Source organism: Maritalea mobilis (genome assembly GCF_019800885.1).
Taxonomy (GTDB): domain Bacteria; phylum Pseudomonadota; class Alphaproteobacteria; order Rhodobacterales; family Rhodobacteraceae; genus Roseibacterium; species Roseibacterium beibuensis.
Map to the genome: position 1 here is coordinate 97,882 of NZ_JAHVKE010000002.1, position 20,483 is coordinate 118,364.

General features: G+C 63.1%; 17 protein-coding genes. 6 read left to right on the forward strand and 11 right to left on the reverse strand.

Going from position 1 to position 20,483, the window contains the following annotated elements; genetic code table 11:
- From KUV65_RS09215 to cysQ, 7 genes are all read right to left on the reverse strand, one after another.
- Positions 1–1,704: a beta-1,6-N-acetylglucosaminyltransferase gene (locus KUV65_RS09215; RefSeq protein ID WP_222189866.1), complete on the reverse strand. Its 1,704-nt coding sequence runs from the start codon at positions 1,702–1,704 to the stop codon at positions 1–3.
- Entirely contained in the window at positions 1,701–2,711 is a 1,011-nt protein-coding gene (locus KUV65_RS09220) for a glycosyltransferase family 2 protein (protein WP_222189868.1), read from the reverse strand. Before KUV65_RS09220 ends, KUV65_RS09215 begins: the two co-directional genes overlap by 4 nt.
- The gene (locus KUV65_RS09225) at positions 2,708–3,964 is read right to left on the reverse strand and encodes a glycosyltransferase family 4 protein (RefSeq protein WP_222189870.1); all 1,257 of its coding nucleotides are present in this window, start codon (positions 3,962–3,964) and stop codon (positions 2,708–2,710) included. The genes KUV65_RS09220 and KUV65_RS09225 overlap by 4 nt, the downstream gene beginning before the upstream one ends.
- Complete coding sequence (gene galU, locus KUV65_RS09230; protein ID WP_222189872.1) at positions 3,961–4,854, reverse strand: UTP--glucose-1-phosphate uridylyltransferase GalU; 894 nt, start codon at positions 4,852–4,854, stop codon at positions 3,961–3,963. The genes KUV65_RS09225 and galU overlap by 4 nt, the downstream gene beginning before the upstream one ends.
- A 96-nt stretch (positions 4,855–4,950) precedes the next feature.
- Complete coding sequence (locus KUV65_RS09235) at positions 4,951–6,153, reverse strand: glycosyltransferase family 2 protein (protein WP_222189874.1); 1,203 nt, start codon at positions 6,151–6,153, stop codon at positions 4,951–4,953.
- A complete protein-coding gene (locus tag KUV65_RS09240) occupies positions 6,153–6,953 on the reverse strand; it encodes a 3-deoxy-manno-octulosonate cytidylyltransferase (protein WP_222189876.1) in 801 nt (266 codons plus the stop codon). The genes KUV65_RS09235 and KUV65_RS09240 overlap by 1 nt, the downstream gene beginning before the upstream one ends.
- Complete coding sequence (cysQ, locus tag KUV65_RS09245; RefSeq protein ID WP_261331723.1) at positions 6,950–7,747, reverse strand: 3'(2'),5'-bisphosphate nucleotidase CysQ; 798 nt, start codon at positions 7,745–7,747, stop codon at positions 6,950–6,952. The genes KUV65_RS09240 and cysQ overlap by 4 nt, the downstream gene beginning before the upstream one ends.
- 152 nt (positions 7,748–7,899) lie before the next feature.
- Here cysQ and KUV65_RS09250 point away from each other — a divergent pair, with 152 nt between their 5' ends.
- Entirely contained in the window at positions 7,900–8,721 is an 822-nt protein-coding gene (locus KUV65_RS09250) for an ABC transporter permease (RefSeq protein ID WP_222189881.1), read from the forward strand.
- Here the strand turns inward: KUV65_RS09250 and KUV65_RS09255 are convergent.
- A complete protein-coding gene (locus tag KUV65_RS09255; protein ID WP_222189882.1) occupies positions 8,718–9,320 on the reverse strand; it encodes an alpha-ketoglutarate-dependent dioxygenase AlkB family protein in 603 nt (200 codons plus the stop codon). The genes KUV65_RS09250 and KUV65_RS09255 overlap by 4 nt on opposite strands.
- Before the next feature lie 183 nt (positions 9,321–9,503).
- Between KUV65_RS09255 and dnaK the strand changes: the two genes are divergently transcribed.
- From dnaK to KUV65_RS09275, 4 genes are all read left to right on the forward strand, one after another.
- Positions 9,504–11,420: a molecular chaperone DnaK gene (dnaK, locus tag KUV65_RS09260; RefSeq protein WP_222189885.1), complete on the forward strand. Its 1,917-nt coding sequence runs from the start codon at positions 9,504–9,506 to the stop codon at positions 11,418–11,420.
- A gap of 77 nt (positions 11,421–11,497) precedes the next feature.
- Positions 11,498–12,664: a molecular chaperone DnaJ gene (dnaJ, locus tag KUV65_RS09265; protein WP_222189887.1), complete on the forward strand. Its 1,167-nt coding sequence runs from the start codon at positions 11,498–11,500 to the stop codon at positions 12,662–12,664.
- A 137-nt stretch (positions 12,665–12,801) separates the two neighbouring features.
- Complete coding sequence (locus KUV65_RS09270; protein ID WP_222189889.1) at positions 12,802–13,245, forward strand: c-type cytochrome; 444 nt, start codon at positions 12,802–12,804, stop codon at positions 13,243–13,245.
- 7 nt (positions 13,246–13,252) lie between these two features.
- The gene (locus tag KUV65_RS09275; RefSeq protein WP_261331724.1) at positions 13,253–13,693 is read left to right on the forward strand and encodes a c-type cytochrome; all 441 of its coding nucleotides are present in this window, start codon (positions 13,253–13,255) and stop codon (positions 13,691–13,693) included.
- Positions 13,694–13,714: 21 nt separating this feature from the next.
- Here KUV65_RS09275 and KUV65_RS09280 read toward each other — a convergent pair whose 3' ends face one another.
- Entirely contained in the window at positions 13,715–15,982 is a 2,268-nt protein-coding gene (locus KUV65_RS09280; protein WP_222189903.1) for an NADP-dependent malic enzyme, read from the reverse strand.
- Between the two features lie 127 nt (positions 15,983–16,109).
- Here KUV65_RS09280 and mutS point away from each other — a divergent pair, with 127 nt between their 5' ends.
- Entirely contained in the window at positions 16,110–18,752 is a 2,643-nt protein-coding gene (gene mutS, locus KUV65_RS09285; protein ID WP_222189905.1) for a DNA mismatch repair protein MutS, read from the forward strand.
- Here mutS and KUV65_RS09290 read toward each other — a convergent pair whose 3' ends face one another.
- Positions 18,753–19,307 carry a nucleotide exchange factor GrpE gene (locus KUV65_RS09290; protein ID WP_222189907.1) on the reverse strand — a complete coding sequence of 185 codons (555 nt, stop codon included), beginning with the start codon at positions 19,305–19,307 and terminating at the stop codon, positions 18,753–18,755.
- A 9-nt stretch (positions 19,308–19,316) separates the two neighbouring features.
- Positions 19,317–20,381, reverse strand: coding sequence for a heat-inducible transcriptional repressor HrcA (gene hrcA, locus KUV65_RS09295; RefSeq protein WP_222191250.1), 1,065 nt, complete (start codon positions 20,379–20,381; stop codon positions 19,317–19,319).
- Positions 20,382–20,483 lie beyond the last annotated feature (102 nt).

Here is a 20,483-nt window from a genome sequence, read left to right on the forward strand (position 1 = left end):
TTACTGCACCAGGTAGGGCCGGCTGCCATCGCCGGTTTGCATGGGCGGGCCATAGCCCTCTTGCGGGAAATCCCCGACGACGAAGGGGTTCATTCCCTGGTTCTTGAGACTTTGCAGGAACTGCGGGAACCCGCGCAGATCGCGCATGCGCGGCGCCTCGGTCAGCCGTTGAAGGGGCGCCCCCTCCATCGCGTCGAGGATGCCTTGCAGGTTTTCCATCGGATCCTCGATGAACTCGGCCAGCGTCCAGATCCGGATGTCGGCCCGCGCGCCGCGTTCGCGCAGGGTTTCGATGAATTTCGCCTCGCGCCGCTGCAGCCGCGCGGCCTCGGCCCGGATATCGGCGAAGTTGCGATTGGCCGAGAACAGCCGCACCGCCCAGGCCCCCGTAATCACCGAGATCTGCGCGTTGGCATCGTTGGCCATGAAGGCGCCGTGCTGCTGCGTGTCCTGCGGGCCGAACATGAAGACCTGCCGCTCGCCCCGCGTGTTCCAGATCAGGTTTTTCAGGAACGCTTCGGGGTTGTAATCGCGTAGTTTCGGATCGGCTGACAGGCAGCCGGCATAGACATCGCCGCCGCCTGCGAACCGCGCCTTTTGCGGCGCGAAGAGGTTGCCGTGAACCGTCGTGCCCAGACGCCGCGACAGCCAGCCTTCGAAATCATCGAACAGGTCATTGAACCCGTGAAACATCGAATAGGGCGCGGCGGTGCGCCCGTTTTCCCAGCCCTCGTTGGGAAAGCGGCTGTGCATGTAAAGGCCGGAGCGACCCCGCGTGCGCCGCTCCAGCGCCTTGGAAAACACCCGGTCGATCTTGCCCGGTGCGGGTTCGGCCATGCGTTCGCCCGTGTGATCGGCGCTCAGGAAGGTGGCGTAAAGACGGGTCGCCTTGGGCCAGATCTTGCGCGCGATGAAACAGTCCGACCGGCGCAGCAGGTGCAGGTGATCGTCGTAGAAGACATGCGGCTTGCCCTGAAAGTCGAACTTGGACAGCGTCAGGGACCGGCTTTCGATATTGCGCGCGTAATTGCGGGCCAGCGTCTGGTAGTAGCTTTCGTCGGGAATCCAGACGAGCTTGAAATACCGCTCCAACTCTCTGCGCCGCGGGTCTTCGAGGATCGCGGACAGGGTCTGGCGGGTCAGGCACCACCACTGGCTGCCCAGATGGGGCACGATCCCCTCGGGGATGCGGCGGCGGAACCCGACCTTGCGCTGCAACTCGACATAACGGTCGAAAAAGTGCCGGTTGCGTTTCCACGAGAAGGGAAAGCGGAACTGGAACCGCTCTTCGTTCAGGCCGCCGACCGTCCAATCGACGTCTCGAATGGTGACGCTTTCGATGAAATCGGTGTTGGGCCGCGCCGACAGGTAGGCGCGCAGATCGTCGACGGGGCGCAGCGGCAGGCACGATCCCGAGGCGAGGTAGACATGCCGGACGCCCGGAAACTCCCTCAGTATCATCTCGCTGGCGGTCTGGCTCGCCTCGACCAGGGACCAGGTGCCCCATTCGCAGCGATGGCGCTTGCAAAATCGGACATTCTCCAGGTCGGCCAGGTCCTTGCGGAATTCATCGTAGCGCTCGCGCCCGACGGATTTATCGACGTGGATGACAACGGGGCAGTCGCGCTCGGCCCAATGGCGGGCCACTTGCGCCGCCCGGTGCAGCGCCGTGTGGCAGAGCATGACGAACCCCAGCGTGCTCATGCCCAGTTGCCCTTCGACATGAGGCCAAGGATCTCGAGCTGGCGCCAGTTGATGTATTTCTCGGACCAGCGCGTCCAGAAATCGGGGTTCTCGTTCAACCCGTCATGATAGGCGCGATACTCGGCACTGGCGGCGTAGTGCTGGCGCCGCTCCAACTCCTCGGCGGCTTTCTCGGTGAAGATATCAAGGAACTTGGCATGGAGCAGCACGCCCGAGGTCTTCTCCCCGCCCCATTCGTCGTACACGAGGTTCAGCCCGCGCGGCAAAAGCATGTGGGTCGAACTGGCATAGGCGTAGGACCGATGCCACTTCACTAGCGGGATCTTGTTGAGCGCGGGCGCGCGGGCGGGCAGATCCTTGAAGAAGGCACGGGCGCGCGGGCCGCCTTGAATCCAGAGGTTTCCGTAAGTCCAGTTCCGCTCGATCGTGTAGTTGCCGGAGTCGAACCAACAGGCAATCTCGAACGGGTTCTGCCCCTCGGCATAGGGCTGCGCCGTGATCGCGCCCTTGGGATACATATCCAGAAGCATCGTCCCGAAGCTCTTGATCGAGGACGCGCCCAGCCAATCGGTCAGCGCGGGGATCGGCCGGGTATCCGAGAACGGGTAGACCAGGAATTCATCCGGATCGACGGTCAGGCACCAATGCCCATGCCCGTAAAGCCGCAGCAGGCGGTTGATCCAGTCCATCCCGAAGCGGGCCCGCTTGTAGCTGGCATCCGTGGTCCAGACCGAACAATCGGGCTGCTGAGCCAGGTATTCCCGCGTGCCATCATCGCTGTCATTGTCGACGAAGAAGAAATGCGAGACGCCCCGGTCACGGTAATAGGACAGGAAATATTTCAGCCGCACCCGTTCGTTTCTCAGCGTGCAGAAACACAGGATGTCTTTCGGGCGGATGGCGTCGGTGCGGTCGGCGACAGGCAACAGGGAACGGCTCTTCCGCCAGGCACGGACGAGGTATTTTCGGCGCTCAAGGCGCAAGGCATAGCGTCTTGCCGCCTTCATCCCTTTCCTTCCCGCTCAATCCCTCCGTGCCGCTGCAAAAGCCCGGAGACTGTTTCGAAATGATCCTGCCATCGGGGCAGTTCGGCATAGGACCCGTCCGGCCCTGCCAATATGCCTGCTATTCGTTGTTTAATCGTTTCCGCCCAAGAATAGGCATCGTTCGGGGGCAGGTAAACGGCTTGCGCGCCAAGGACTTCGTGCAAGACCGGAAGATCGGCGCAGATCGGCAACGCCCCATGCGCGAGGGCTTCGAACGGCGGCAGGCCAAACCCCTCAGCCAGCGAGGGGTAAAGCAGCGCACTGGACCGAGAGAGATGCCACGACAGTTGCGCATCCGGCAGGGGGCCGTGCAGATGGATATGGCTGCCGAATAGCGGGTGGGCCCGGATCGCGGCCTCGATCTCTGCGCCGCGCCAGCCCGGGGCGCCGATGATGTGGAGATGCGGCAGCTCTGCCGGGCCGTCGCTATCGGCCAGCAAGTTCCACGCGTCGAGGATGACCGTGTGGTTCTTGCGGGGATCGAGCGTGCCGATCATCACGAACCGCGCGGGGTCGCGGTCTTGCCCAGCAGAGGGATGGAACGGCGTCACGCCCAGATGAGCCACCTCGATCGCGGGGTGGTCCGTGCCGTCATCCCAAAGCGCGGAAAGCCGGTTTGCGGTATCGCGTGAATTGCAGATCACGAGGTCGCTATAGGTCCGCGCGGCCGACAGTTTGCGCGAAAAGGTTTCGGCCTGCCCGGTCGGCACCAGCTGCGCATGCGACAGCGGAATGATGTCATGGATCAGCACGGCAACGCCTACGCCCGCGGATTTCAACGGCAGTAGGGTCTGTTCCATCAGGTTCGCGTGGCCGGTATTCAGGTACACTGTTTCGCCCTTGAGCTGCCTGCCAAGCATTCGGGGCAAGCCCCAATGCGGGCAACGGTCGACCGCGAAGGGGCGCAAGCTGGCCTCGGCCCGGTGACGCGGGCGTGCGCCCCGCCCGGTGATCCGGGACCACGTATCGGCCTGGTCCAGTGGCTTTTGTCCCGTGGCCAGATGAGCAAGCGCCCGACCACCCTCACGGCCAAGCAGAAGGTAGCCCCGCGTCGTGCGGCAAAAGAAACGACATGCGCCATCCGATGCCAGAAGATGGTCGAGATACGCCATCTCGACGCGATCGATGCCGGTCAAGGCACCGCGTCCCACCCGCGTCAGCAGGCGCGTCACGTCCAACCAGATCTCGCCCGGTCCACCGGACAGGGCTGTCACTGTGCGGCTGTCCGGGCCGAGATCACGTCGGTCAGATACTCGGAGAATTCATCGCGCAAGTCTTCGCGCGCCAAGCCAAAGGCAACCGTCGCCTGCAGGAAACCGGCCTTCGATCCGCAATCGAACCGCTGCCCGCGGAAGCGGAAACCATAGACATTGTCGCCGTCTTCGATCTCGCGCGCGATGGCGTCGGTCAACTGGATCTCTCCGCCGGCGCCGGTCTTGATCCGGTTCAGATGGCCCATCACGTCCGGGCGCAGGATGTACCGCCCGATCACCGCGAGGTTCGAGGGGGCGGTGCCAGGCTCGGGCTTTTCGACCATCGCGTTCACCGACACCACGCTGCCCATATCCTCTTTCACATCGAGGATACCGTAGGCGTGCGTCTTGTCGTCGGGCACTTCCATCGCGGCGACCATGTTGCCGCCAAGCTCTTCATAGGCTTCGACCATCTGCTGAAGACAGGGCGTTTCCGCCGCGATCACGTCATCGGGCAGGATCACCGCGAAGGGTTCGTTCGACAAAAGGCGCCGCGCGCACCAAACGGCATGGCCGAGGCCCAGTGCCTTGTGCTGCCGGATGTAAGCGATCGCGCCGGATTCCATGTTGGTCGTCTTCAGCGCAGAGAGGAGGTCATCCTTACCCTTTTTTCGAAGAGCGCTTTCCAGTTCAGGCGCCTGATCGAAATAGTCTTCGAGTGCGCTTTTCCCGCGGCTGGTGACAAAGATGAATTCCTTGATCCCGGCGGCGCGCGCCTCGTCAATGGCATATTGGATCAAGGGGCGGTCGACCAAGGTCATGATCTCTTTCGGAATCGACTTGGTCGCTGGCAAGAATCGCGTACCCAAACCGGCCACGGGGAAGATTGCCTTTGTAACTTTCCGTTTCATAATAGCCCCTTATGGATCACCGCCGTTCGGCGCTTGAGCACTCTCTACATGAATAACGTTACTGAATCGTTGCTAAGTTCGAAACAATGAAATCAGTCAATCATGGCCTCTTTCGGTGCGGATGCGGGCCAATTCTGTGTCCAGCCGCGTTTGAAACCGCCAGGCTTGCACACGCGGGTCATCCCGGTCCGATGGGCCGAACAAACCGCCCGTCTGTTCCCACCATCCGCCTTCGGTGAAAGTGACCTTGTGTTTGCGGGGGGTCGGCTCGAACAGGAACAGGCTCACTCTCTGACCGCTGGCCACCAGACCCGCCGCTTCCCGCCTCAGGCGCGATGCCTGGTGCCGCCAGCCCGACAGGATCGACCAGCCTGCGGCCGGCGTGTCGCGCAAAGGCTGAAACGGCAGATTGACCGGAGTAACCTGCGGATGCGCGGTGCGCCTTTGACGCCCGTCTTCGAGACCGGCATGAAGGCTCTCCATCAACTCCCGCATCGCACGCGCATCGATCTTTCGTCGCCGGGCAAGCAGCAAAAGACGCCGGCGCTGATCCGTAACAAGCTGGTCAATCTGAGCCTCAATTTCATCTTCGCCCGCATGCTTGCGCAGGAACACGGCGGTCGAGGCGCCGATATCATGCAAGGTCAGCGGAACGCGATCTTCGCTGCGGCGCGCGCTGGCGGCAAAGCCGTGATGCACGATCATGTCCGCAGTCCAGGCCGATTGCAGGCCAGCCTCGGCCATGCGAACGGCAAAGTCCGTGTCGTCGAGAAAGAAGGCGAAGGCCGGATCGAACCCGCCGATCTGGTCGAACACGGACCGGCGCATCGCCATGTTCGTGCCATGCAGCTTGCGCACGACCCCGTCGGCGTCCGACACATCGCGATCACGGCCTGTCCGGTCGGCACCGATTTCGCCCCATTGCAGGCTGATCCCGTTGCGGCCGATCACGGGGCCGGTCATCGCGTCGATCATGGGCTGTTCGGCAAAGGCCGCCTTGACCCGCGTGGCCCATGTCGGGGCAGGCACGGCATCGTCATCGACAAAGGCCACCACGTCGCCCGCGGCAAGCGCAACACCATCGTTGCGGGCGGTCGAAATGTTTTCGCCTTGCTGCAGGGCGGTCTTCAACTGCGCATGAAAGGGCAGTCTGGAGATGGCAGATAACCCGTCGGGATCGGCCACGACGACGACCTCGACATCGCCCGCGTCCTGCTGATGCAATCCCAGCAAGCACCGGCACAGCGCGGCGGGGCGACCATGGCTGACCACCACCACGCTGAGCCGGGGTGCGGCCATCACGGCAGCCCCATCTCCGACAGCATCGATTCGATGCGGGGGATATCCTCGGGGTTGTTGAGTTCCCAGAACTTGCGCCCGCGGGCTTCGACCTCGACGCAGCGGACCTTGTGACCGGCTTCGAGGAAGCGAAGCTGCTCCAGGCCTTCCAGCGTTTCCAAAGGCCCTACCGACCAGTCGGGATAGGCATGCAGCGCCCAGGGGCGGTAGGCATAGACCCCGACATGGTGGAACACAGGCGTTTCGGCGTCGGGCGCATAGTCTTGCGCGGTATAGGGAATGACCTCTTTCGAGAAGTAGAGCGCATGCTTTTCGCTGTCGCACACCGCCGTCGTTCCCCCGACGCGCCCTGCCGCGCGATCCGCCTTCAGCGCGGCCAAGGTCTCTCCGTCGCAGCGCAGGATCGGCGTGGCCAGCGCCGCCTGGCTGTCGGACCGCAACCCTTCGATGAGCGCCACGAGAAACCAGGGCGGGGTAAGGGGCGCGTCACCCTGAAGGTTGACCACCATCTCGACGCCGTCGCCCAGAAGGCCCAGCGCCTCGGCGCAGCGTTCCGTTCCGTTTCGGCACGTGTCCAAGGTCATCAGAACATCCGCGCCAAACGCCTTTGCGGCCTCGGCGATACGATCATCGTCGGTGGCGACATATATCGCGTCGAACTGATCGACCTCGCAGGCGGCACGCCAGCTTCTTTCGATCAGGCTGCGCGCCTCGCCTGTCGCGCCGCGCAACTCGGCCAGGGGTTTTCCGGGATAGCGCGTCGAGGCAAAGCGCGCCGGGATGACACAAACGACGCTCATGCCGGTTTCAGATCGACGCCCGGGGCGTAGGCGATGAAGAACACGTTGGCGAACCCGTCCTTGCCATAGGTGAAGGGGGCGTGATCGTCGAAGCGGACCATCTGGCCACCGGCCCCGCGCAACACCGCGTCCCCGGCGGCGGTGTCCCATTCCATCGTGCGGCCAAGCCGGGGGTAAAGATCAGCCTCCCCGGTGGCGACGAGGCAGAATTTCAGAGACGAACCCGCGCTTTTCATGTCGGCGCAGGCGTATTTGCCGATATAGGCATCCGTCGCGGCATCGCGGTGGGACTTCGACGCAACGACCCGCAGCGCGCCATTTTCGGGCTGCGACACGTGGATCTCGGTGGTGGGTCCGGGGGTTTCCAGATCGAAATCGCCGGTTTCCTCGACGCTTTGACCATCCGGACGCGTGTAGAACAGCCGCTCCTTCGCAGGGGCATAGACCACGCCGAAAACAGGGGTGCCGTTTTCGACCAGCGCGATATTGACGGTGAAATCGCCACGGCGCTGGATGAATTCCTTGGTGCCGTCCAGCGGATCGACGATCAGGAACCGGTCGGCGGTCTGGTCGTGGCTGTCGGCCTGCTCTTCGGTGACGAGGGCGATATCGGGAAAGGCGGCGCGCAGATGTTCGGAAATGATCGCATCGGCTGCTTCGTCGGCGGCGGTGACCGGGCTATCGTCCGATTTGGCGCGGACGTCGAAATCATCGGCCTCGTAGATCTCCATGATCTTGCGGCCACCCTCAATCGCGGCGCGCCGCAACACTTTCATCAATTCTTCATTGTCCAAAGCGCCAGCCCCTTGCGTCTGATTGATCCTAAATCTGCCCCGGTTTATCGTTTCCGAAACACGAAACGGCAAGAGAAGCTCTGCGACCGGGTCACATAATCGCCCAATTGAGACGTCAAGACGCGACCCAAACCAGTTCGAGGCCGAGCGGAATGTTCCAGACCACGAAACCGACGTCCACCTGGGCGCTTTTCTTCAATTTCCTCGGGGTGACCTATCACGCCTCGGTCCGTCGCGTGCGCCAGACCCATGGCAACGCGATGGTCGCGATCGGGCTGAGCATCATGCAAAGCCTTTTGTTCGTCGCTGCGTTCTATTTCATGTTCAACCTCCTCGGGACCCGCACGATGGCGATCCGCGGGGATTTCATGCTCTACCTGCTGACGGGGATTTTCCTGTATCTCTCCCACATCCAGGCGGTGACGGCGATCATGCGCACCGATGGGCCGACCTCGTCCATGATGCAGCACGCGCCGATGAACACGCTCGTCTCGATCCTCTCCGCGGCGCTGTCCACGCTATACGTCAAGACGATCAGCCTTTTGGTGATCCTTTTCTGCCTGCACACCCTGGTGTCACCGATCGAACTGCATGACTGGGCGGGCGCGTTCATGATGTTCTTGCTGGCCTGGGGATCCGGCTGCGCGGTGGGCTTGATCCTGCTGGCGCTGAAACCCTGGGCCCCGGATGTCGTCGCCATCCTCCAGCTGATCTATGTCCGCGCCAACATGATCGCCTCGGGCAAGATGTTCGTCGCCAACATGATGCCCAGCTTCATGGTCAGCATGTTCGACTGGAACCCGCTGTTTCACATCATCGACCAGGCCCGCGGCTTCACCTTCGTGAATTATTTCCCGCATTACACCAATTGGCAGTACCCGCTTTACGCGACCTTGGTGCTGATCCTCTTGGGCACCTTGGGCGATTTCTACACGCGCAAGCATGCCTCGGTCAGCTGGGACGCCAAGCGTTAATCCACCACCCGAAGCGTCAGGTTGATCCGGCCACCTTGCGGCAAGAGGGTGGAACTGCCCGGCTTGACCCGATCGATGCCGTGATAGGCCAGCCGCGACGCCCCGGACAGAACAGCCACGTCGCCCGAGCGGAGCCAGATCGATTTCGTCGGCCCGCCGCGCGTGGTCTGGCCGACCCGGAACAAGGCCTCATCCCCGAGAGAGATCGAGACCACCGGCATGTCGAAATCGGCCTCGTCCCGGTCCTGGTGCAGCCCCATACGCGCGGCCTCATCGTAGAAATTGACAAGGCAGCACTGCGGCGGGCGATCCACCCCGGATACCTCCCGCCAGACCCGCAGGGCGATGGACGGGATCGGCGGCCACGCCATCCCCTGCGGATGCTGGCGCTCGTAGCGGTAGCCGCGGCGGTCCGAAACCCAGCCATAGTCGCCGGCCGAGGTCATCCGCACCGACATTTGCTTGCCCCGGGCCGTGACAGGATGAAACAGCGGCGCCGCCTGCACCACGCGTCGCAGATCCTCGACCAGTGCGACCTGGTCCGCCCGGTTCAGCAAGCCGGGCAGAACCCTCACGCCGTTCAGATCGATCTCGCTCATGTATGAATCTCGTCTTTCACATAACGTGCAACGCTTGCAGGGGTATGGACCCCTACTTATATAGCGACCGAAACCGGCTCGGCGTGCAATCGGGTCGGCAACATTCCACGTCAGAAGTGGCGGCTCGGGGGCCGCGATCGGACCCGCCCCGCCCGTTCGCTTGAAGAAAGGGACCAGACAACCATGGCCAAAGTGATCGGTATCGACCTCGGCACCACCAACTCCTGTGTCGCTATCATGGATGGTAGCCAGCCCAAGGTCATCGAAAACTCCGAAGGGGCGCGCACGACGCCCTCGATCGTCGCCTACACCGACGATGAACGCCTCGTCGGCCAGCCGGCCAAACGCCAGGCGGTGACGAACCCCGAAAACACCATCTTCGCCGTCAAGCGCCTGATCGGCCGCCGTCTTGGCGACGCCGAGGTCGAGAAGGACAAGGGTCTTGTCCCCTACAAGATCGTCGATGGTGGCAACGGCGACGCCTGGGTCGAGGTGAATGGCGAGAAATACAGCCCCTCGCAGATCTCGGCGCAGATCCTCGGCAAGATGAAGGAAACCGCCGAAAGCTATCTTGGCGAGGATGTGACGCAAGCCGTCATCACGGTTCCCGCCTATTTCAACGACGCCCAGCGCCAGGCCACCAAGGACGCCGGCAAGATCGCCGGTCTGGAAGTGCTGCGCATCATCAACGAGCCGACGGCGGCCGCACTGGCCTACGGTCTCGACAAGAAGGACAGCAAGACGATCGCGGTTTATGACCTTGGCGGCGGCACCTTCGACATCACCATTCTGGAAATCGACGACGGCCTGTTCGAGGTGAAGTCGACCAACGGGGACACGTTCCTTGGCGGCGAAGACTTCGACATGCGGATCGTCAATTACCTGGCGCAAGAGTTCAAGAAAGAGCATTCAGTCGACCTGACCCAGGACAAGATGGCCCTGCAGCGCCTGAAAGAGGCGGCGGAAAAGGCCAAGATCGAACTGTCCAGCTCCAGCCAGACCGAGATCAACCAGCCCTTCATCTCGATGGGGTCCAACGGTCAGCCGCTGCACATGGTCATGAAGCTGACCCGCGCCAAGCTGGAAAGCCTCGTTGGCGACCTGATCAAGCAGTCGCTCAAGCCCTGCCAGGCCGCTCTGAAAGATGCCGGTCTGTCGAAAGGCGAGATTGACGAGGTGGTTCTGGTCGGCGGCATGACCCGCATGCCCAAGGTGGTGGAGGAAGTGACCAACTTCTTCGGGAAAGAGCCGCACAAGGGTGTGAACCCTGACGAGGTCGTGGCCCTGGGCGCCGCCATCCAGGCCGGTGTTCTGCAAGGTGACGTGAAGGACGTTGTCCTGCTCGACGTGACGCCGCTGTCGCTGGGTATCGAAACGCTGGGTGGTGTCTTCACCCGCCTGATCGACCGCAACACGACGATCCCGACCAAGAAGGCGCAGATCTTCTCGACCGCCGAGGACAACCAGAACGCCGTGACCATCCGCGTCTTCCAGGGTGAGCGCGAGATGGCGGCCGACAACAAGATGCTCGGTCAGTTCAACCTCGAGAACATCCCGCCCGCCCCGCGCGGCGTGCCGCAGATCGAGGTGACCTTCGACATCGACGCCAACGGCATCGTGTCGGTCGGCGCCAAGGACAAGGGCACCGGCAAGGAGCAGAAGATCACCATCCAGGCATCGGGTGGTCTGTCGGACGAGGATATCGACCGCATGGTGCGCGAGGCCGAGGAAAACGCCGAGGCCGACAAGGAGCGCAAGGAACTGGTCGAAACCACGAACCAGGCCGAAAGCCTGATTCACTCGACCGAGAAATCGCTTGAGGAGCATGGTGAAAAGGTCGATCCGACCACGGTCGAAGCGATCGAACTGGCCATCAAGAACCTCAAGGAACAACTTGAGACCGGCGAAGTCAGCAAGATCAAGGGCGGCATCCAGAACGTGACCGAAGCCTCGATGAAGCTGGGTGAAGCCATCTACAAGGCGCAACAGGAAGAGGCCGAGGCCGGCGAGGCATCGGACGAAGACGAAGCGCGCCCCGTGGATGACGACATCGTGGACGCCGATTTCGAAGATCTCGACGACGATCGCAAGCGGTCGTGATCTCGTAACGTGATCCGTGCCGAGGCCGGTCCGGGAAACCGGGTCGGCCCCTGCATTTCCGGAGGAACGGAAAACCCATGGCAAAGCGCGATTACTACGAGGTTCTTGGGGTCGAGCGCGGCGCGTCCGCGGACGAGATCAAGAAGGGCTATCGCAAGAAAGCGAAAGAGCTTCACCCCGACCGCAACTCGGACAACCCCGATGCCGAGGCCCAGTTCAAGGAAGTGAACGAGGCCTATGATGTGCTGAAGGATCCCGAGAAGAAGGCGGCCTATGACCGGTTCGGTCACGCGGCCTTCGATGGCGGCATGGCGGGTGGTCCTCGCGCCGGGGGATATGGCGGCGGCCCAGGCCAGGGCGATTTCGCCAGCGCCTTTTCCGACGTGTTCGAAGATCTGTTCGGCGATTTCATGGGCGGCCAACGGGGGCCCGGGGGCGGACGTCGCAGCCGGGCGACGCGTGGCTCCGACCTGCGGTACAACCTGCGGATCAGCCTCGAAGAGGCCTATTCGGGCCTGCAAAAGCAGATCACCGTGCCCAGCTCCGTGCCCTGTTCCTCCTGTAGCGGAACCGGATCGGACGGCGGATCGGAGCCTGTGACCTGTCCCACCTGTTCGGGGATGGGCAAGGTCCGCGCGCAGCAGGGCTTCTTCACCGTCGAGCGCACCTGCCCGACCTGCTCGGGTGCTGGCCAGATCGTCAAGAACCCCTGCTCGGCCTGCGGTGGCGCTGGGCGCGTGCAGAAAGACCGCGCACTCAGCGTGAACATCCCCGCCGGCGTCGAAACCGGCACCCGCATCCGCCTGTCGGGTGAAGGTGAGGCCGGGTTGCGCGGTGGGCCGGCCGGCGATCTCTACATCTTTATCGAGGTCGAAGATCATCCGCTGTTCCAGCGCGATGGCATGGACCTGTTCTGCCGCGTGCCGGTCTCGATGGTCGCGGCGGCGCTAGGGGGCGAGGTCGAAGTGCCCACCATCGACGGCGGCCGCAGCCGGGTGAAAGTGCCCGAGGGCAGCCAGTCGGGCCGCCAGATGCGCCTGCGCAGCAAGGGCATGCCTGCCCTGCGCGGGTCGGGCAGCGGCGACATGTATATCGAGCTGGCGGTCGAGACACCCGTCAAACTGACCAGCGAACAGAAGGCCCTGCTGCGCCAGTTCGAGGAGAGCTTTTCCCAGTCGAACAACCCCAACGCGTCGGGCTTTTTCGACAAGGTCAAGAAATTCTGGGACGACTTGGCAAGCTGACCCAACTAGACCGCGAACAGGCCCCCGTTTTCGGGGGCCTTTTTCATGGGTTCCTTGCCAGCGACCTTGAGAAAACGTGACTGGATGGCCGCCCTGACGCCAGTTAACCTTGGATCGCGCAAACAGGGATAAGTTTCATGAAGCTTTCAAGTGCTTTGACGCTTGCGGTTGCCGTCGCCATCGGAACCGCCGCCGTCGCGCATCAGGGCGTAGAAAACCCGGCTGTCCTTGCCCGGATGAACAACATGACCGACATGGGAGACAGCGTTGAAACGCTGGTGAACATGGTGCGGGGAACCACCACGTTCGACCGGGCCCAGGCAAACCAGGCCTTGCAGGACCTTCGGATCCAGTCTTCCGAGATCGTGCCGCTGTTCCAGAACCGCGAGGATGACCCCGCCTCGGAAGCCTTGGACACGATCTGGCTGAACTTCGATGATTTCGTCAACCGGGCCAACCGTCTGGAGATCGCCGCAGGTGAACTGGCCGGAGGTATCGAAACCCTCGGCGATGTGCGCCCTGCGCTTCAGAGCATCGGGGAAACATGCTCGGGGTGCCATGATATCTACAGGCAGGAGTGACATGCGCATGACAAGGTTTTCACGGCCGGCCTTGGTGGCCGCATTGTGTGTTTCGGCCCTATCCGCCCATGCCGGGCACGAGTTGCTGGACCGGGATGTCGAGAATGGGCAGGCGCTTTATGCCGATCACTGCGCGTCCTGCCACGGGGCGAACCTCGAAGGGCAGGAGAACTGGCGTTTTCCCGGACCGGACGGCGTTTTGCCCGCCCCTCCGCATGATGAAACGGGGCACACCTGGCACCACGATAATGTCTTGCTGTTCGACTACACGCGCCTTGGCGGTCAGGGCGCGCTTGCCCAGCGCGGGATTACGGATTTTCGAAGCGGGATGCCCGCCTTCGAGGGCACGCTGACCGACGAGGAAATCTGGGAAGTTCTGGCCTATATCCGGTCGACCTGGCCGGATCGCGTGCAGGAGATGCAGGCAATGCGAAACCCGCCGCACTGACGCGGCGGGCCGATCCCTCGATCAGCGGTTTCGCCCGATCTCGCAGGCCGCCATCACCGCCATGTTCAGGATGTCGTTCGCCGTGGAAACGGTCGCACAGATCTGAATCGGGCTTTGCAAGCCGGTCAGGATCGGGCCGATCACCGTGGCCCCCGCCATTTCCTGCATCAGTTTCACACTGATGCTGGCCGAATGGCGGGCAGGTACGACCAGCACATTCGCGGGGCCGGACAGGCGGCAGAACGGGTATTGCGCCATGACCTTGGGGTTCAGGGCCACATCGACGGTCATTTCGCCATCATATTCGAAATCCACGCCACGCTGGTCCAGAACGGCCGGGGCGCGGTGCATCTTGTCGGCCCGTTCGCTGACCGGGTGACCGAAGGTCGAGAAGCTGACGAAGGCCACGCGCGGTTCGATCCCCAGCTCGCGCGCCACATGCGCCCCACGCTCGGCGATCAGGGCGAGGTCCTCGTTGTCGGGCCATTCGTTGACCAGCGTATCGCCGATCAGAACGATCTTTCCCTTGTGCAGCAGGACGGTGATGCCCACCGCGCCATCCTCGGCGCCGGCATCGAAGACCTTGCCGATCAGCTCCAGCACATGCGCCGATTTCCGCGTTGCCCCGGTGACCAGCGCGTCGCCGTGACCATGGGCCAGCATCAGGGCCGAGAACACATGACGGTCCCGTGCGGCCAGCTTGTGAATATCGTGATGGTCGAAGCCCTTGCGCTGCAGCCGCTGGTACAGGAACGACTTGTAGCTATCGAGATGGCGGGTGTTGGCGGCGTTCACGACCTCCAACTCGCGCACGGCATCGCCCAGACCGGCGCTTTCCAGCTTTTCCTTCACATCGGCTTCGCGCCCGACGACCAGCGCCTTGCCCAAGCCGTTGCGCTGATAGGCGACAGCGGCGCGCAAGACGCGGACATCGTCGCCCTCGGCAAAGATCATGCGGGCCTGGGCATTCTTGGCGCGGGCATAGATGCCCTGCAGGATCGAACTTGTCGGGTCCATCCGCGCGCGCAGACCGTCGGCATATCCATCGAGATCCACGATCGGGCGGCGCGATACGCCCGTGTCCATCCCGGCCCGCGCAACAGCGGGGGGCACCGTGTAGATCAGGCGCGGATCGAAGGGTGTGGGGATGATGTAGTCGCGCCCGAAGCTCAGCTTGCGACCATAGGCCATAGCCACCTCGTCCGGCACGTCCTCGCGCGCGAGAGCGGCGAGCGCTTCGGCACAGGCGATCTTCATCTCGTCATTGATGGCGCGGGCGTGAATATCCAGCGCCCCACGGAACAGATACGGGAAGCCGAGGACGTTGTTCACCTGGTTCGGGTAATCGGACCGCCCGGTGGCGACGATGGCATCGACACGCACCTCGTGCGCCTCTTCCGGCGTGATCTCGGGGTCCGGGTTCGCCATGGCGAAAATGACCGGGTTGTCGGCCATGGATTTCACCATGTCCTGCGTCACCGCCCCCTTCACCGACACGCCCAGGAACACGTCGGCCCCTTCCATCGCCTCTTCCAGCGTGCGCATGTCGGTGGCGACGGCATGGGCCGATTTCCACTGGTTCATGCCGGCCGTACGGCCCTGGTAGATCACGCCCTTCGTGTCGCAGACGATGCAGTTTTCATGCCGCGCGCCCATGGCTTTCAGCAGCTCGATACAGGCGATCCCGGCGGCCCCGGCCCCGTTCAGGACGATCCGGCAATCCTCGATCTTCTTGCCCGACAGATGCAGCGCGTTGATCAGGCCAGCGGCGCAGATGACCGCCGTGCCGTGCTGGTCGTCGTGGAAGACGGGGATATCCATCTTCTCCTTCAACGCCTGCTCGATGATGAAGCATTCCGGCGCCTTGATGTCTTCGAGGTTCACACCGCCGAAGCTCGGGCCCATCAGCTGCACGGCCTTGATGAACTCGTCCGGGTCCTCGGTATCCAGCTCGATATCGATGGCGTTGACGTCGGCGAAGCGTTTGAAAAGCACCGCCTTGCCCTCCATCACCGGTTTGGAAGCGAGCGCGCCGAGATTGCCAAGGCCCAGAACCGCCGTCCCGTTCGAGATGACCGCGACCATGTTGCCCTTGGTCGTGTAATCATAGGCGGTTTCAGGGTTTTCCGCGATCACCTCGCAGGGGACGGCCACACCGGGCGAATAGGCAAGGCTCAGGTCGCGCTGCGTGGTCATCGGGGTCGATGCCAGGACCTCGATCTTCCCCGGCGTCGGCTCCAGGTGATAGGCAAGCGCCTCGTCCCGCGTGATACGTGTTTTCTCGGCCATGCCTCGCCCCTCCCTTTGCGCGTCGTCACGTCTTAGCGGGCAGAAAAAGCGACGACAATGACGGCTTTGCCGCTTCAATCCCGTCGCGCGCTTGCGTAGTGTCATCCGGCCAAAACGGGGGATAGGCATGACCGCACACGTCACGCCGATGATGGCGCAGTATCTGGAGATCAAGGCGCAACATGCCGATGCGCTGTTGTTCTACCGGATGGGCGATTTCTACGAGATGTTCTTCGAGGATGCGGTCGCCGCAGCCGAGGCGCTGGATATCGCGCTGACCAAACGCGGCAAGCATGATGGCGACGATATCCCGATGTGCGGCGTCCCGGTCCACAGCGCCGAAAGTTACCTGCTGACGCTGATCCGCAAAGGGTTTCGCGTCGCCATTTGCGAGCAGATGGAGGACCCCGCCGAGGCGAAGAAACGCGGTGGCTCCAAGGCCGTTGTCCGGCGCGAGGTCGTGCGGCTGGTCACCCCCGGCACGCTGACCGAGGACAGCCTGCTGGATGCGCGGCGGCACAATTTCCTGGCCGCCTATGCCGAGGTTCGCGGCGAAGGCGCCCTGGCTTGGGCCGATATTTCCACGGGCGATTTCCGCGTTCTGCCCTGCCCGCCCGTCCGGCTTGGCCCGGAACTTGCGCGGCTGGCCCCGCGCGAGGTGCTGGTTCAGGACAGTATGGAGGTGGCCCGGCAAGACGCCGTCGCCGAAATGGGGGCCGCCGTCACGCCCCTTTCGCCCGGCAGTTTCGACTCTCAATCGGCGGAAAAACGGCTTCAGGATCTGTTCGCCGTCGGAACGCTGGAGGCGTTCGGCGCCTTTTCCCGCGCCGAGCTGGGCGCCATGGGGGCGTTGATCGACTATCTCGATCTGACCCAGAAAGGCAGCTTGCCCCTACTGCGCGCACCCCGGCAGCAAACCAGCAGTGGCATCCTGCAACTCGACGCCGCCACGCGCCGGAACCTCGAACTGACCCATGCGCTGTCGGGTGGGCGGGCGAACAGCCTGTTATCGGTGCTCGATCGAACGCTGACCGCAGGTGGCGGGCGTCTTTTGGAACGTCGCCTGTCTGGCCCTTCGACCGACCTCGACACCATCCGCGCACGGCACGACGCCGTGTCGTTTTTCGTCTCTGAAACGCAGGTTAGAGACGATCAGGATGCCCTGATGCGCCAGATCCCCGACCTTGACCGGGCCTTGTCGCGGCTTGCCCTCGACCGTGGCGGCCCGCGCGATCTGGCCGCGATCCGCGATGGGTTGGCCGGTGCCTTGCGACTGGCAGATCGCCTTGACGGCATCGAATTGCCGCCCCTGCTGGCCGAGGCGCGCGAGGGTCTGCTCGGCCATGATGATCTGCGCGACCAGTTGGACGCAGCCCTGGTTGCGGAACCGCCCGTTCAACTGCGCGATGGCGGGCTGATCGCGGGGGGCTACGATGCCGAATTGGACGAGGCGCGCAAACTGCGGGACGAAGGGCGCGGTGTCATCGCCGGGATGCAAGCCGAGTATATCGAGGCGACCGGTGTCAAGTCCCTGAAGATCAAGCACAATAACGTACTGGGCTATTTCATCGAAACGACGGCGACCCACGCAGAAAAGATGCTGGCACCGCCCCTTTCGGAACGCTTCATTCATCGCCAGACCACCGCGAATGCGGTTCGGTTTACCACGGTGGACCTGTCCGAGTTGGAGACGCGCATCCTGAACGCGGGCAACCGGGCATTGGAGATCGAACGCGCCTTGTTCCAGTCCCTGCGGGACGCCGTGCTAGAGGGTCATGACCGCATCGGCGTCGCCGCCCGCGCCTTGGCCGAGCTGGATCTGGCCGCCGCGCTGGCTCGCCGCGCCCGAGAGGGCGACTGGACCAAGCCGGAGATGACCGATGACCGGTCCTTCGTGATCACAGGCGGACGGCATCCGGTTGTCGAAGCTGCACTCTCGAAATCCGGCACACCCTTCGTCGCCAATGGCTGCGCGCTATCGCCGGACAAGGACGGGGCCGCGATCACCCTTCTGACCGGCCCCAACATGGCGGGTAAATCGACATGGTTGCGCCAGAATGCCCTGATCGCGATTCTGGCTCAAATGGGCAGTTTCGTGCCTGCCGACAGCGCAAAAATCGGACTGGTGAGCCAGGTTTTCAGCCGCGTCGGCGCCTCGGACGATCTGGCGCGCGGGCGTTCGACCTTCATGGTGGAAATGGTCGAAACAGCCACCATTCTCAACCAGGCCGACGACCGCGCGCTTGTCATCCTCGACGAGATCGGGCGCGGCACGGCGACCTATGACGGCCTGTCCATCGCCTGGGCCACGCTGGAACATCTGCACGAGGTCAATCGTTGCCGCGCGCTTTTCGCAACCCACTACCACGAGATGACCTCGCTGTCGGCCAAACTGGATGGCCTGACCAACGCGACGATGGCCGTGAAGGAATGGGATGGTGAAATCATCTTCCTGCACGAGGTGCGGCCCGGGGCGGCGGATCGATCCTACGGGGTGCAGGTTGCGAAACTGGCGGGGCTGCCGGCCCAGGTGATTGAGCGCGCGCAGATCGTTCTGGATGCCTTGGAACAGGGCGAACGCGAAGGCCCCGAGCGCAGCACGCTGATCGACGATCTGCCGCTGTTCTCGGCGACACCGCCCAAGCCGGCCGCGCGTCCCGTGAAACCATCCGAGGTCGAGGACCGCCTGCGCGCCACCCATCCCGACGAGATGACGGCGCGCGAGGCGTTGAACCTGATCTATGACCTGAAATCGATGCTGGGCGACTGATCAACCGGGGTTGGACGACACGCCAACCTGCGCCGGACGCAAAAGGCGGTCGTGCAGCAAGAAGCCCTCGGCCATGACCTGGATGATCTCGCCCGCTTTCGTTTCCGGCACCGGGGCCTCGAACATGGCCTGGTGCATCTGCGGATCGAAGGTGTCACCAACCTCGGGGGCGACGGGCGTGACGCCGTGCTTCGAGAAGATGTTGATCAACTCGCGCATCGTCAGCTCGACGCCTTCGATCACGCCGCCCGCGATGTTGCGCTCTTCCTCGCTGGCGGCATCGATGGCGCGCTTGAGGTTGTCGTAAACCGGCAAAAGATCCCGCGCCAGGCGCGAGCCGCCGTAATGCTCGGCTTCGCGGCGGTCCCGCTCGGCGCGCTTGCGGCTGTTCTCGGCATCGGCCAGCGCGCGCAGCATGCGATCGCGCAGCTCGTCGCGTTCAGCCCGCAAAAGCTCAAGCTCGACCTCCGGATCAGCCGCGTCGACCTCGGGCGCCTCTTCTTCCGCAGCAGGCGCTTGCTCTTCCTCGAATTGGTCCTGTTTCGGCTCTGCCATCTTACCCTCTCAAGACCGGTCGGAAATCAATCGACCGACCAGTTGCGCTGTGTAGTCCACGATCGGGACGATACGGCCATAGTTCAGCCGGGTCGGGCCAATGACGCCGACCGCGCCCACGATCTTTCGATCAGCGTTCATATATGGAGAGACGACCAGACTGGAACCCGAAAGTGAAAACAACTTGTTCTCGGAGCCGATGAAAATGCGCACACCATCGCCGCCTTCGGTCAGTTCAAGGAATTCCGCGATGTCGCGCTTGCGTTCAAGGTCGTCGAACAGCTGGCGGATGCGGTCGAGGTCTTCGGCCTCGGACGAATCTTCCAACAGATTGGACCGTCCGCGCACGATCAACCGCTCGGTCCGGTCGCCGTCATTTTCCCAAACCGCCAGGCCGCTTTGGATCAGGCTATCGGCCAGTGTGTCGATCTCGCGTTTGCGGGTTTCGACTTCGCGGTCCATCAAGGCCCTGAGCGACGAGATCGTCTGTCCCGCCAGCCGCGCATTCAGGAAATTCGCGGCCTCGCGCATCGAACTTGGCGTAGAGCCGGGCGGCGGCGCGAACAGCCGGTTCTCGACATGACCATCGGAAAAGACCAGGACGACCAAGGCCTGCTCGGGCGACAATGACACGAACTCGATATGCTGGATCGGCGCCTCGTGTTTGGGCGACAGGACAAGGCTGGCCCCGCGTGTCGCCACCGACAACGCACTGCCCACCCGATCGAGCAGGCCCGATACATCCGCCGCGTTCGACCCCAGCGTTTCATCGAGCGACGCCTTTTCCTGGGCGCTCAGATCGCCGACTTCCAAGAATCCGTCGACGAACATCCGTAAGCCAAGCTGCGTCGGAACCCGACCGGCCGAGACGTGCGGACTGCCAAGCAAACCGAGGTATTCGAGATCCTGCATGACGTTGCGCACCGTCGCGGCCGAGACCTTTTCCGACAGCGTCCGCGTCAAGGTTCGAGAGCCCACCGGCGACCCGGTCTCAAGGTATCCCTCGACCACACGCCGAAAGACCTCACGCGACCGATCGTTGAGTTCTTCAAGGATATCCGACTGTTCCGCCATTCCGTCCAATGACCTCACCAAGGCATCCTGCCACGACCGCCATTCGGGGTTGCCCGGTGTGTCATGGCAGATTATCCCGCAACGGGAAATCAGGAGAAATCT